Source organism: [Bacteroides] pectinophilus (genome assembly GCA_025146925.1).
In the GTDB taxonomy this organism is placed as follows: Bacteria; Bacillota; Clostridia; order Lachnospirales; family Lachnospiraceae; genus Bacteroides_F; species Bacteroides_F pectinophilus.
In genome coordinates, this window is the sequence record CP102260.1 from 779405 (window position 1) to 793416 (window position 14012).

Sequence of the window (14012 nt, forward strand, 5' to 3'; positions counted from 1 at the left end):
AATCATGCAAAAGGAGAGAGAATTATATGGCAGATGTGTTAATATCAGTCGGGTTACTTGTGGTTGGATTTGTTTTACTGATTAAAGGTGCTGATTTCTTTGTGGAGGGCAGTTCTTCCGTAGCTAAGATGTTAAAAGTTCCTTCTATTATAATAGGACTTACAATAGTTGCAATGGGAACAAGTCTCCCGGAGTGCGCTGTAAGTATTACGGCGTCACTTACCAATAATAATGCGCTGGCAGTCAGCAATGCTGTTGGATCTAATATATTCAACCTTATGGTTGTCTGTGGGGTTTGTGCGCTGTTTAACCCTCTTGCAGTGGACAAGGGTACGCTTAAGAAAGAGTTTCCATTTTCTATAATATGTGCAATGCTGCTGCTTGTGCTTGGTTACATCGGAATGGTGCTTGGAAGAGCGGATGGAATTGTACTTCTTGTGCTTTTTGCCGGATTTATAATCTGGATGGTACGCTCAGCACTCAGGGCTAGAGCAGAGGCTTCAGATGAGGAATATGAGGTGCTTCCTGTCTGGAAATGTATTGTATTTATAATAGGAGGAATAATTGCAATTAAGTTTGGCGGGGATTTTGTCGTTAATGGTGCATCAACAATTGCAGCTAAGATGGGTCTCAGCCAGAATCTGATAGGACTTACTATAGTTGCATGTGGGACAAGCCTTCCGGAACTTGTAACATCTGTTGTTGCCGCTAAGAAGAATGAACTTGATATGGCACTCGGTAATGTTATAGGCTCTAATATATTTAATATTCTTTTTGTACTTGGAATTGCTGCAGCAATGAGCCCAATGGGATTTATTATGGAAAATGTAATCGATATAATAATCCTTATGGTTCTGAGCCTTGTTGTCTGGGGCTTTGCATGGACAAAACAGAAACTTGATAAAAAGGAAGGTATTGCCATGCTTATAATGTATGCGGTATACCTTGTATATATCTGCGTCAGATAGTTTTTTTCAATTATGTATATGCTAATGTCATCAGGAGGTATTTGTATTAATGTACAAATGCCTCTTTTATTTAATTGTGAAATGGGAAAAGTAAGAGTGAAAAGTAAGTATACCAAAATCATCATATGAATTTTATATAAAATAATTAATTTTAAGGTATTGATTTTTTTAAAATTACATATTATATTGGATACATCAGATGAATATGGAGACGTTTATAAGAAAGGTGTATTAAGAGTATTATGACGAAACAAATAATTAATTCAAAAAAAGCGGTAATGGTAGGATGTGGTTTTGTTGGTTCTGCATCAGTATTTGCTTTAATGCAAAGCGGATTATTTACAGAGATTGTTCTTATTGATGCGGATAAAAATAAGGCAGAGGGTGAAGCGATGGATATTAGTCATGGAGTGCCGTTTGCCAGCCCAATGAAAATATATGCAGGGGATTATGATGATGCGGCTGATGCTGCAATTGTTATAATATCTGCCGGGGCAGGACAAAAGCCCGGTGAGACAAGACTTGACCTTGTAAATAAAAATGTAGCGATATTTAAGTCAATTATTCCTGAGATTGCCAAGAGAAATTTTGCGGGTATTATGCTGGTGGTTGCTAATCCTGTGGATATTCTTACCCAGGTAGCTATAAAGTTATCGGGACTTCCTGAAAACAGAGTTATCGGTTCGGGGACAGTCCTTGACAGTGCAAGATTAAGATACAGGCTCGGTGAGCATCTGTCTGTGGACAGCAGAAGCGTTCATGCATTTATAGTGGGAGAACATGGTGACAGTGAAGTTGTTGCATGGTCATCTGCAAATGTATCGGGTGTTCCGTTGAGTGAAATATGTGAAATGCGTGGACATTATAAGCATAAGAAAAACACGGAAGAAATAGCAGCAGAGGTTAAGAATAGTGCTTATGAAATCATAAACAAAAAGCATGCCACATATTATGGAATTGCAATGTCTGTAAAAAGAATCTGTGAGGTGATTATGCGAGATGAGAAGTCCATTCTGCCTGTATCACACATGATTCATGGCGTATATGATATTGACGGAGTATCGTTAAGTATGCCAGCTATCGTAGGTGCAGATGGTATTGAGTCTGATATACCTATTAATTTAAGTGGCGAGGAAGCGTTAAAACTTAAGGAATCTGCAGATACTCTAAAGAAAATCGTAGAAGGTATTGAATTATAAATTTTCTGATGATTACAATGGAGCAGCACAATCGGCTATTAGTCTATTTCCGGAAAATATTTCTGCTCTGGCAGTAACATTAGCATTAAGCTCTACCTTTTTAGAACGGTTACGTTCAAACATGGAATCGTCTATAATAAGAACATTGGCACGGTCTTCCTGTAAGCAGACTCATATATATACTTCTGTTGGAGAAAATCAGCATTGTGAAAAGTGTTCATCCAGGAGACAGAATTTAGATTAATTTTCACCAGTTTCCAGCAATAGAACCACTAATATTTAGTAGAAAATAATTTAATTCTTTTTAGTAGATTTTTCCAATAAAGTATGCTATATTATAGACGCTTATGGATAAATAAATGTGAATTTTCAAAAGAAAGGAAAACTACCATGGAAAAGATCAAAAAGCGCATAGCTAACTTAAAGGTTGCAGGAAAATTAAAAGTATATCGAATGACAGTGCTTGTTATGACATTATTTTTAGTGTTGGTGGCACTGATCTCGACATTAGTGATCCGTTCAAATATAGAGAAGATCACGGAGGTCTGGTCTCCGTCATTGGAATATCTGCAGGATTTAGAGACAATGACTGCGAGATACAGAATCAAACAGTATCAGCATCTGGTATCATCAGATGCAGCAACCATGAACTCCTGCGAAGAAGAAATCCAGAAGCTGGAGAGTCAGATCCAGGATACCGATGCGAAGCTGGAAGCAATCATGTCTGCAAACAGCAAAGCTCAAAAAGGACGGGATGATTATGATGTAGCAAACGCTGCATGGGAAAAATACAGGGGTGCTTCGGATGAAATCCTGAAGTTGAGCCGTGAAGGTAAACAGCAGGAAGCATCGAAAATTATGACCGGAGAGGTGTATCAAGAATATAAAGCTTTTACTGAAAAATTAACTACATTACGTGACGAGTTCCAGGTAGAATTAGACCGGGCAAAGACCATGGCTAATGTATGCACTGTAATCATATTAATTGTGATCGTGGCAGCGGGTCTTGCGATTGCTGTAGTGACGACACTGATCGGAAAGATCATTACTGATTCCATTACCGAGCCGGTAGAACAGATAGAGGCAGCAGTTGCCAGCCTGCGTAGGGGCGAACTGTCTAATGTAGAAATGCTTACCTATGAGTCTGATGATGAGCTTGGCGATAGCATCAGGAATCTGAAAGAAGCCATGGGTATTCTGGCAGATTATGTCCGCGAGATCTCTGTGGAGGTAAAGGCAATAGCGCAGGGTGACCTGACCAGAAATGGTGATGATATTACAGATTTCCTAGGCGATTTCTCGGAATTGAAGGTATCACTGCTGTATATTCTGAAACGGTTTAACAGTACCCTGACCGAGATCAGCAATCTGGCAGAACAGGTATCATCAAATTCATCAGAGGTGGAAAATGCATCAAAATCCCTGGCGGACGGTGCAACAGAGCAGGCAGGAGTCATCGAGGAATTGAATGCCACCATTGATACGGTCGTGGATCTGGCGTCAGATACAGCGAAGGAAACACAGGACGCATCTGCACGTGTAAAAGCCTCTGCAAATAAAGCGAACGAAGAAAAAGAAAAAATGAATGAGCTGCTCACGGAAATGGAGCACATTACAGAAATCTCCAAGGAGATCGGTAATATTATCACAGATATCGAGGATATTGCATCCCAGACCAACCTGTTATCCCTGAATGCTTCCATTGAAGCTGCCAGAGCAGGAGAAGCAGGAAGAGGCTTTGCAGTAGTGGCAGATCAGATTGGCAAGCTGGCAGCAGACAGTGCAAAATCTGCTGTAAATACAAGAGATTTGATTGATAAGACCTTAGTGGAAATCGAAAAGGGCAATACGATTACAAGAACAACAGCAGATGCATTCAATCAGATCATTGCAGATATGGAGTCCTTTGCAGAGATTGCACAGAACACCATGGAGAAAGCAAACTCCCAGGCAGAGTCCTTGGAACAGATCGGTCAGGGAATTGAACAGCTGTCCGGTGTGGTACAGGGCAATGCAGCATCCTCAGAAGAGAATACTGCAATCAGTATTAATCTGGCAGAGGGAGCAGCCAAGATGCGTGACCGCGTGAATATCTTTAAGCTATTCTAGAAAAATGGCAGGAATAGAGTGAAATTGTCGGAAGGAAGGTTCTTGTTGTGATTAATGATATATTTAGAGTGTTTGGAGAGCAGACAGGAGAAATCTTATTTGAGATCATTAAAGAGTGTATGGATGATTATCTGTATATATTTGATCTGCAGAATAATATCTTTGAGATTTCACAGTCAGCTGTGGAACGGTTTAATATATCGAAAAATGTTCTGACAGATGCTGCAAATGAAGTTATGAAGGTAGTATATGAGGAAGACCGCAGGATGCTTGCAAAGCATCTTGCGGATATATGTGAAGGAAGAGAAAATGTACATAATCTTCATTACAGGTGGCTTGATAAAGAAGGTATGCCGGTCTGGATTAACTGCCGTGGTATCGTGATCATTGATCAGCAGGGAAAGGCAGAGTATCTGATCGGGTGTCTGAATGAAACCGGCAACAAGAGAAGAGCCGATAATGTCACAGGACTGCTTGGCGGTTCGGAATTCCTTGCTTACCTGCGTGCACAAAAAGAACCCATTACCAAGGGATTTTTTATGCATATAGGAATTGATGATTTTGGAGCGATCAATAGCTCCAGGGGAGCTGATTATGGTAATTATATCCTGAAAAGCGTAGCCGGCTGTATGAAGGAATGCCTTTCAGACAAGCAGAGAATTTACCATCTGGTAGCGGATCAGTATGTGATCGTGGATCTGGAAGCTTCCTCCGCAGAAGACGCTGTGGCACTGAAAGAAAAGATTACAGATAAACTTCGTAATTTCATAGTAGCCGAAAATTATGAAGCGATATTTTCTATTTCTATTGGTGTTATAGATGCAGCAACATTTTGTGAGGGAGCCGAAGAATGCCGCAAAAAGTTTGAATTTGCCTTGAAACAGGCAAAAAGCATGGGTAAAAATGGATTCTATATTTTTGACCAGGATGACTATGAGGACTTTTTACGACAAGGAAGAATCATAGCAACACTTCGTAATGCTATAGTGAACCATTATGATGGCTTTGAAGTATACTACCAGCCGATCGTGGACTGTCAGTCCGAACAGCTCATTGGAGCAGAGGCACTGATGCGTTTTTCTATGATAACGGAAGAAGGGCGGGAGTTTGTTTCACCGATGGAGTTTATCCCATTATTGGAAGAGACCGGATTGATCATTCCCGCTGGAAGATATATTTTGAACGAAGCTGCAGCAATGTGCTGTGAAATGCAGAAATATATTCCTGACTTCCGGATGAATGTAAATGTATCCTATGTTCAGATCCTGCAAGGCGATGTGGAGCGGGATATTCTGGATGCAATTCAAAAATATTCATTACAGCCGGAATGCTTATGTGTTGAAATGACAGAAAGCGGATTTATGGATATGACACCTTCGTTCTGTAAATTCCGTAAAACTCTGGACAAGAACGGGATTCCCTTTGTAATCGATGATTTTGGAACAGGATATTCGAATCTTCATTGTATCCGTGATATGAATCCAAGTTACGTGAAAATGGATAGGGATTTTACTGCCAAGGCGATGAACAGTGACAGGGATTATGAATTATATAAAAATATCATCTCCATGGTACATAGTATTAGCGTCAGGATATGCGCAGAAGGCATCGAGGAAAAAGAATGGTTTCTGAAAATGAAAGAAATGAAGGTTGATTATCTGCAGGGATATTATTTTGGAAGACCATGTGGAAAGAAACAGTTTCTACAGCAATATGCCAGTGGCATCAACGTTAAATAAAGATAGTAAGGCAGACTCAGCTATGTGGGGCTGCCTTATTTTATGGCCTTATCAGAAGGATGAGTTCCTAACGGCTTGTCTGAGTCTCTCCAGGTCATCTGCATCAGGGTGAGACAATGCACAGTCAAAATTCTGGATCAATACATCAAGATTTGCCGGATGATCAGGAGCTTCCTTCATTTTCAAGTAGCGTTCACGGACAGACTGCGGCATTCTGCCTTGACACATATACTCTCCGACGATAACATTGCTTGCGTCAATGAACTGCTTAACCTGACTCAGGATTTTCCGGAAATAGATATCACTGCCACCAAAGCCTGCAGTTCCAAACAGAAAAATCTGTTTATTCTTTAACTGCGATAATAGCTGTAATGTCTTGGTATCTGCATTACCCTTGTCTGTCCAAAATCCGATATAGAGCAGTTCGGAAGAAGGGATCACTGTGTCGGACACACCGAAATACTCACATTCATCCTGAGGTAATGCCTCGTGGATTGCATCAGCCAGCACCTTGGTATTACCTGTTAAGCTGCTATAAACGATGGAATATTTTTTATTCTTCATATCATGTTGTCTCCTTTCATAGGATCATGAAATTATCATATCGTAATCCTATTTTAGTTCGGAAAGCATGATTTGTCGAATGAATTTTCCATAAACATTTTACAGAGCGAAATGGATAGTTGCTTTTCCTGCTACTTGTGATAAACTTGTTGATAAGTGGATGAAAGATCATGGACAGAACCACCGATAAGGAAATAAAAGCGGGGGCAGCCCCGGTATCATTTAATGAGGTAGAAAAGTTGACAGAAGCGAAATATACGATTCAAAAGTATAAGAGAATTTTATTTTATGTGGTGATATGTGTGCTGCTTGCGGCATTCATTTTGGGACAATATATTTACCCAAGTGAAAGGGAACCGGTCACGGAGGAAAGCATTACTTATACCGGAACCTTTTACCGGGTGCTGGCAGACGGAACGGAAGAAGAGCTTCGGATTCCGGGTCGGTATAATGTGCCTGCCGGAGAGTCTCTTGTCATCCGGTCAGTGCTCCCACAGGATTATCATGAAAATACGATCGCCATTAGGTCCTCTCTGGAGAATGTGCGCATTTACATCGGTGGGGAACTGAGGGCGGTGTATGATACGGAGAATACCAGACCTTTTGGGAAAAATTCTGCCAGTAGGTATGTGTTCTGCGAGACATCCGGCGAGGATGCGGGACAGGAAGTGCGGATAGAGCTGCAATGCTTTACGAAAAAGTATTCAGGTGTTGTCAACAAGGTATATTGCGGGGATAAATCAGATATCTGGGCATATATGTTCCACTGCTATTTTATGGTAACTCTGATCGCCTGCGCCATGCTGTTTGCCGGATTGGTTGTGCTGATACTTAGTCTGGTGCTTGATATTATATATAAGACGAGATTTGATCTGGAGTACCTGGGATGGTGCATGCTCATGGGAGCAGTGTGGATGCTGGGAGAATCGAAGCTGCGCCAGCTGTTTGTTTCCAATGCTTCTATTCTGTCGAATATGTGCTTCTTCGTTGTGATGCTCTGCCCGGTTCCGATCATGTTCTATATTGACAGTGTGCAGCAGGGAAGGTACCGGAAGGTCTATCATGTGGCAGAGTGTATCACCTGTGTGAATTTTGTGATATGCACGGCCTTACAGCTACTGAATATCGCAGATTTTATCTCGACAATGTTCTTGTCCCACCTAGTGATCGCAGGAACGTTCCTGACAATATTTATCACCATTTGCCTGGATATCATCAAGGGAACGGCGAAACATTACAAGCTTCCGCTGATCGGACTGGTAGTTGCCATGATTGCAGTCATGCTGGAGGTGACAGCGGTGTATCGAGTGGTGTCACTGTCAGGGATCTTTATCGCAACCGGACTGGTGGTCCTGCTTGTCGCTACGCTGATCCATACAATGGACCGCATCCGCGAGCTGGAGCTGGCTAGGCAGAGAGAGGAAATGGAAAGCATGGATTATCTGACTGGTCTTCCTATGCGTCATAAGGGTGAAAAGCTGATCCTTGAGAAAATGCAGAAGCATGATGGCTGTCTTGGATTTGTCGATATGGATAATCTGAAGAAGATCAACGATGTTTATGGACATAAGGCGGGGGATTGTGCTCTCAGGCTGGTAGGAGCAATGCTCACAGAGTGCATGGAGAACGCAGTGGTCTGCCGGCTGGGAGGAGATGAATTCCTGTTCTATCTGCCGGAGGCATCAGAAGCAGAGATGAGCATGCAGATAAGAAAGCTGTTTGATAGCTTTGGTGCGGCAAAAAATGTCACGGCAGAGACTTCACCGGCATCCCTGTCCTGCGGTCTGTGCATGTGCAGACAGGGAGGAAACTTTGAAGAATATTATATAAAAGCGGATAAGGCGTTGTATTATGTCAAACAGAATGGTAAGAACAGTTACCGGTTTTATGAGGAGCTGGAGGAACAGCAGACGGATGCATAGGCCAGAAAATTTCAAAAAAGGTGGAATGAAAATCCATTGTTTGCAAGGATTATTCATCTTGCAGATACCATTGATATTATAGGAAATAACACGGGATCTGGAAATAACAGTTGGAATTTTATATGTCAGTACCTTTTAAAAAATAGGGATGGATTATTCGATTCAGAATGTGTGAATGCCTTTTTTCATGCATTCACACATTCTGAATCTTTTATATGTTTAAGTGATAATTCTTTTGAAATGAAGCTATGGGAGATTATCCCAAGACAAAAACAGGTTTTTGATTGGAAAACGTGTAAAAATGTCGCAGATTTTTTGGCAAAGATTGTAGATTATAAATCTTCTTTTATAAGCAGACATTCTATAGAAGCGGCTGAAAAAGCAGCTTTTTTTGCTCAATATATCGGATATGATTCTATTAATGTGCAAAAAAATTATCTGGCTGGTGCACTGCATGATATTGGGAAGATGGCAGTAGGCAATGAAATTTTGGAAAAACCGGATAAGCTTACGGATGATGAATTTTCAAAAATGAAGAATCATGCTGGCTATACATACCTTATATTATCAGAGATTAATGATTTTGAAGAAATACGAGACTGGGCAGCTTTCCATCATGAAAAATTAAATGGAAAAGGGTATCCTTTTGGAAAAACCGCAGCTGAGTTAAATGAGCCGGAACGTATTATGGCATGTATTGATATTTATCAGGCATTAACCGAGGACAGACCATATAAGAAAAGTTTATCGCACGAAAAAACGTGTGAGATGCTCGATGACATGGCGCAGAAAGGTTTTGTTGATTCTGATATTTTCAAGAAGATTAGGGAATGTTTTGGTGGAATCTAACATTAAAAGCGAGAAAATATAGGAAATTCATGAGAAATGCATTTGCCTATTATGAATAGTATTGAACAGGTTCATAAAACAAATAAAACTGAAAAATAGATTATCATTATACACCTGCAGGTGGTTATAGAAGGAGTGGTAGCATAGAAAAAAACTTCCAGAAATATTCAAGGTGATTGCAATACAAATGATGGATGTTTCTTTAACTGGATCGGCGATTAGTGATGCCATAAAATCAAAATATGCTTCAATAATAGGCTGCATGGTGTATTTTAATGATTCACAACAGATAAAAGTAATATTAAGTCAGTTGCGAGCTTTAGGCTTGATATATTCTTCTTGGAGTGAAAATGCAGGAAAGCTATATTGTGGATTAACCATAAGGGGAAGAAGATATAGGGACGAAATGATTGTTGTGAAAGAAAATATGATGATTGTGGACAATACTGAAGAATAGTAATATATGAGCGTTACTCAGATATGAATATAGAATATTATGAAAGGAGACAGGAGTACATTGCAGAAATCAAAACGAATACGGGCAGTCATTTAGGCGGTGTTATCCAATAAAACGGAAGCACCGCTTTTCTGTTTTACCGACAAAAAATATAAAAAGGCAGAGGTAATGAAAGATGAATTTAGAAAATAAAATCGAAGCACAGCGGAAACGCATGGAACAGGAAAAGAACAAGCTGGATATTCTGATGAAAAAGGCAAAGATGGAGCAGAGGAAAGCAGATAACCACAAAAAGATTGTGGTGGGTGCAAACTTTGAAACATTCCTTAATGAGCCGAGGAGATACAGCGAAGAACAGACCAGACGGATTATGCAGGTGGCATTTGCCACAAGAGAGGTCAAGAACTGCATGGAGCAGATTGAACGAGAGCATGCAAGGACGGAGGAGAAAATGCCGGATACGGCGATAAATGAGGAAGCAGACGAGGGCGAAAACGAAGAAGAATAGGGAATGTGCAGCGTTGTAGACAATTTCCTCAACTTTGTTGAGGGCGCACAGATACACCACCCTTTGGGGCGGTGCTGTGCGTTCTCCAAAGGCTCTTGCAGAGGGCAGTCGGCTACTTCGTATCCGATAACAGGGTGCAGGCACCTTGTTGAACTAAAGGCAAGCCTTTTGTTATAAGGGAGCTACACTCCCTTCGGCGGTAAAAAGAACCGCCTACCCTAGTGAACTTTGCGTTCAGATGAAATCACAAAAAGACGTGCTTTCATCTGCCCACAAAGACTACCGGTGCAACCCGCTACGTTGTGGGAAAGGATAGGACAGTGAAGAACGGAACGATTAGCAGCAGGGCATCCATAGTCCAGCGGAGCAAAGGACAGTCTGCGGTTGAGCAGTCAGCCTATATCAGCAGGACATCGCTTTACAGTGATTATTATGGCATGACCTATAACAGAAAAAGCAGATGATACTGACAGAGGACGGAATAAAGCTGATTACGGTGCTTCCTGATGTGGTAAAGTCTCCGAAACTCACCGCTGATTGGGAAAATGCCCTTACCCTTGTGGCAAAGGGAGAGTATTCCAAGGAAGAGTTTATGGATGGCATTGCGGATATGGTAACAGACCTTGTGCAGACCTATCACAGCATTAGTGACGAACAGAAATTCATGTTTGGAGGGAACCAGAACGGACAGGAAGCCCTTGGAAAATGCCCGAAATGTGGCGGGGATGTAGTAAAAGGAAAATATGGAGCTTACTGCAAAAATAAATGTGGTATGAATGTTGGAAAAGCTATGGGAACAGTCCTTTCCGATACGCAGATCAAGAGTATGCTGGAGGGGAAAAAGACTTTCGTCAAAGGATTAAAGGTAAAGAAAGGAAGCTATGATGCCTACCTTAACCCGGAAGAAATTGAGGATTATTCCTATACCAAAGATGGAAAGGAAATCAAAGGCTCACAGTATAAGGTCAAGCTGGAATTTCTGAAAAAGTAAAATGAGAATTATATTTGCTTTAATATTTTCAGAAAAATAGAGAAGAACATACAATTCAATTTTGGTGGAATTATGGTATAATATGTAAGAAGAATATATTATATTCTTCATAAAAATATGAAGGGAGATGGCAAAAATGATTGATTTCAAGAAAAAACTTAATTCTGCCAAAATAGAAAGAAAAACAGAGCCTTGTGAATTATATTCTACATTAGATAGAAAAAGTGTTGCCGGTCCGTTACGCCCCGCTCAAGAGTATATTTTAAGTCAATGGTATACAAACCATCGTGATGATAGAGATTTAGTTATAAAATTGCATACAGGAGAGGGTAAAACATTAATAGGTTTGTTATTATTACAATCTATGATTAATTCTAAAAAAGGACCATGTTTATATATTTGTCCAAATGTATACTTAACTGCTCAGGTATGTGCAGAAGCAGAAAAATTTGGTATACCATATTGTGAGATAGGGAACGATAATCAAATCCCAGATGAATTTGTATGTGGTGAAAAAATTCTTATAACTCATGCATATAAGGTTTTTAATGGTAAATCAATTTTTGGAATAGGTAATAATTTTATTGATGTTGACACAGTAATATTAGATGATTCACATGCATGTATTGATGTAATAAAAGATTCTCAGACTATCAGTATAAAAAAAAGTGATTCGGACTATGTCTATCAAAAAATAGTATCATTATTTTCAGATGAATTGGTAGACCAAGGAGAGGGAAGCTTTTTAGATATAAAAAATGGTGATTATGATACATTTATGCCTATTCCGTATTGGAGTTGGTATGATAAAAAAACAGAGATGCTAAAAATACTGTCAGAAGTAAATGATATACCATCAATACAGTTTGTATGGCCTTTAATGAGAGATAGAATTAAAGATTACAGTTGCTATATTTCCGGAAATGAAATTGAAATAGTTCCTTACAACGCTAGCGTTGATGTATTCGGGTCATTTTCAAAGGCAAAACATAGGGTTTTGATGTCTGCAACAACACAGGATGATGCTTTTTTTGTTAAAGGGCTTTCATTTAGTACAAGTGCTGTAAAATGTCCATTGATGTTCAAGAAACAAAAATGGTCTGGAGAGAAAATGGTAATAATCCCATCATTGATAGATGAGAATTGTGATAGAGATTTGGTGGTAACGGATTTTGCAAGAATGGAAAATAAAAAATTCGGTATGGTATCACTGGTTCCTAACACTAGAAAAGCGAAACAGTATAGTAATTTGGGAGCTATTTGTGCGGATAAAAATAATATCTTTGATGTAATAGAATCCCTCAAAAAGAGAGAATTTAAAAGGCTTGTTGTTATTAATAATAGATATGATGGAATAGATTTGCCAGATGAAAGTTGCAGAGTATTGATAATGGATTCTATGCCATATTTTAATAGTTTATCTGATAAATATGAAAAGAAGTGTCGGCCAAATAGTGAAATAATTAACAAAAAAATAGCGCAAAAAATTGAGCAAGGTTTGGGCAGAGGGGTTAGAGGAGAAAAGGACTATTGTGCTATTTTAATAATTGGTTCAGATCTTGTAAAATTTATGAGAAGTGTTACAACAAAAAAATATTTCTCATTGCAGACGCAAAAACAAATAGATATTGGACTTGAGATTGTTAAAATGGCGAGTGAAGATTCGAATCAAACCGAATCTACTATGAAGCCAATTATTTCATTGATAAAACAGATGTTGTCTAGAGATGAAGGATGGAAAGAGTATTATAATGACGAAATGCAATCGATTGAAGAAGAAGAAAATGAGTCTAGTATATATGATCAATTATTAGAAGAGTCTATTATAGAGAAAATGTATAGTGTAGAAGAGTATGAAAAGGCTTCTTCTGCAATGCAAAAATTTATTGGTAAATATGTAGTGGATCCATTAGAAAAAGGATGGTATTTGCAGCAACTTGCTCGTTATTATTATCCGATTAGGAAGGAGGAATCTATTAAAATTCAAAAAGCAGCGTTTCAATCAAATCCTCAATTATTGAAACCTAAAACAGGAGTTGAATATACCAAGGTATCATTTATTAATGAGAATAGAATTAATAGGATTTCTCAATATTTGAAACGGTATAAGAGCTATAATGAATTAATGCTGGCAGTTAATGAAATATTGGATAATTTATCATTCGGAATTGAAGCCGATAAATTTGAATCTGCGCTCAAGCAAATTGGTGATTTACTGGGATTTGTGAGTCAGCGTCCAGATACAGAAATTCGTAAAGGACCAGATAATTTATGGTGTGGAACTAACGATGAATATGCTTTTTTTGAATGTAAAAGTGAAGTAGAGGAAACTAGGCAAGAAATAAGTAAACATGAAGCTGGACAAATGAATAATCATTGTGCATGGTTTGAGACAGAATATGGTGATAATGTATTAGTAAATAGATATTTATTGATTCCAACAAAAGATTTGTCGTATTATGGTGATTTTACGCATGAAGTTAGAATCATTAGGAGAGGAAAGCTGAAAAATTTTAAGGAGTCTATAAAAAGGTTTATTAAAGAATTAAAACCATATAACTTATATGATATTTCAAATGAAAAACTTCAAAATTTAATTGATTTACATCACTTAAATTTGAAAGATATAAGGGAGTTATATTCAGAAGAATACTATCATAGAACAAAATAATATTGTTACATACAAAATTATTATTTAATACCTGT

At 38.9% G+C, this 14012-nt stretch carries 12 protein-coding genes; 11 read left to right on the plus strand and 1 reads right to left on the minus strand.

Going from position 1 to position 14012, the window contains the following annotated elements:
* The first annotated feature begins 26 nt into the window (after positions 1-26).
* From NQ488_03575 to NQ488_03590, 4 genes are all read left to right on the plus strand, one after another.
* Complete coding sequence (locus NQ488_03575) at positions 27-968, plus strand: calcium/sodium antiporter (protein UWN96405.1); 942 nt, start codon at positions 27-29, stop codon at positions 966-968.
* 242 nt (positions 969-1210) lie between these two features.
* Positions 1211-2167, plus strand: coding sequence for an L-lactate dehydrogenase (locus NQ488_03580; protein ID UWN96406.1), 957 nt, complete (start codon positions 1211-1213; stop codon positions 2165-2167).
* Positions 2168-2557: 390 nt separating this feature from the next.
* A complete protein-coding gene (locus tag NQ488_03585; GenBank protein UWN96407.1) occupies positions 2558-4276 on the plus strand; it encodes a methyl-accepting chemotaxis protein in 1719 nt (572 codons plus the stop codon).
* Between the two features lie 47 nt (positions 4277-4323).
* Entirely contained in the window at positions 4324-6015 is a 1692-nt protein-coding gene (locus NQ488_03590) for an EAL domain-containing protein (protein UWN96408.1), read from the plus strand.
* A gap of 51 nt (positions 6016-6066) precedes the next feature.
* On the opposite strand, the gene NQ488_03595 is transcribed toward NQ488_03590, so the two are convergent.
* A complete protein-coding gene (locus NQ488_03595; protein ID UWN96409.1) occupies positions 6067-6579 on the minus strand; it encodes a flavodoxin family protein in 513 nt (170 codons plus the stop codon).
* A 170-nt stretch (positions 6580-6749) separates the two neighbouring features.
* On the opposite strand from NQ488_03595, the gene NQ488_03600 reads away from it, so the two are divergent.
* The 7 genes from NQ488_03600 to NQ488_03630 all read left to right on the plus strand — a co-directional run bounded on the left by NQ488_03600 (position 6750) and on the right by NQ488_03630 (position 13977).
* Complete coding sequence (locus NQ488_03600) at positions 6750-8501, plus strand: GGDEF domain-containing protein (protein ID UWN96410.1); 1752 nt, start codon at positions 6750-6752, stop codon at positions 8499-8501.
* Between the two features lie 36 nt (positions 8502-8537).
* Positions 8538-9350, plus strand: coding sequence for an HD domain-containing protein (locus NQ488_03605; GenBank protein ID UWN96411.1), 813 nt, complete (start codon positions 8538-8540; stop codon positions 9348-9350).
* Between the two features lie 187 nt (positions 9351-9537).
* On the plus strand, positions 9538-9807 hold the full coding sequence (locus tag NQ488_03610) for a hypothetical protein (protein ID UWN96412.1): 270 nt from the start codon (positions 9538-9540) through the stop codon (positions 9805-9807).
* 175 nt (positions 9808-9982) lie between these two features.
* Positions 9983-10315 carry a DUF3847 domain-containing protein gene (locus NQ488_03615; protein ID UWN96413.1) on the plus strand — a complete coding sequence of 111 codons (333 nt, stop codon included), beginning with the start codon at positions 9983-9985 and terminating at the stop codon, positions 10313-10315.
* 320 nt (positions 10316-10635) lie between these two features.
* Entirely contained in the window at positions 10636-10779 is a 144-nt protein-coding gene (locus NQ488_03620) for a MobA/MobL family protein (protein UWN96414.1), read from the plus strand.
* Positions 10776-11306, plus strand: a complete 531-nt coding sequence (locus NQ488_03625) for a type IA DNA topoisomerase (protein ID UWN96415.1) — start codon at positions 10776-10778, stop codon at positions 11304-11306. Before NQ488_03620 ends, NQ488_03625 begins: the two co-directional genes overlap by 4 nt.
* Before the next feature lie 136 nt (positions 11307-11442).
* Entirely contained in the window at positions 11443-13977 is a 2535-nt protein-coding gene (locus NQ488_03630; protein ID UWN96416.1) for a DEAD/DEAH box helicase family protein, read from the plus strand.
* The last annotated feature ends 35 nt before the right edge of the window (positions 13978-14012 follow it).

Coding starts and splice junctions, on each gene's coding strand:
- NQ488_03575 (UWN96405.1), top strand. CDS start 27: ATGGCAGATGTGTTAATATCAGTCGGGTTACTTGTGGTTGGATTTGTT.
- NQ488_03580 (UWN96406.1), top strand. CDS start 1,211: ATGACGAAACAAATAATTAATTCAAAAAAAGCGGTAATGGTAGGATGT.
- NQ488_03585 (UWN96407.1), top strand. CDS start 2,558: ATGGAAAAGATCAAAAAGCGCATAGCTAACTTAAAGGTTGCAGGAAAA.
- NQ488_03595 (UWN96409.1), bottom strand. CDS start 6,579: ATGAAGAATAAAAAATATTCCATCGTTTATAGCAGCTTAACAGGTAAT.
- NQ488_03600 (UWN96410.1), top strand. CDS start 6,750: ATGGACAGAACCACCGATAAGGAAATAAAAGCGGGGGCAGCCCCGGTA.
- NQ488_03610 (UWN96412.1), top strand. CDS start 9,538: ATGATGGATGTTTCTTTAACTGGATCGGCGATTAGTGATGCCATAAAA.
- NQ488_03615 (UWN96413.1), top strand. CDS start 9,983: ATGAATTTAGAAAATAAAATCGAAGCACAGCGGAAACGCATGGAACAG.
- NQ488_03625 (UWN96415.1), top strand. CDS start 10,776: ATGATACTGACAGAGGACGGAATAAAGCTGATTACGGTGCTTCCTGAT.
- NQ488_03630 (UWN96416.1), top strand. CDS start 11,443: ATGATTGATTTCAAGAAAAAACTTAATTCTGCCAAAATAGAAAGAAAA.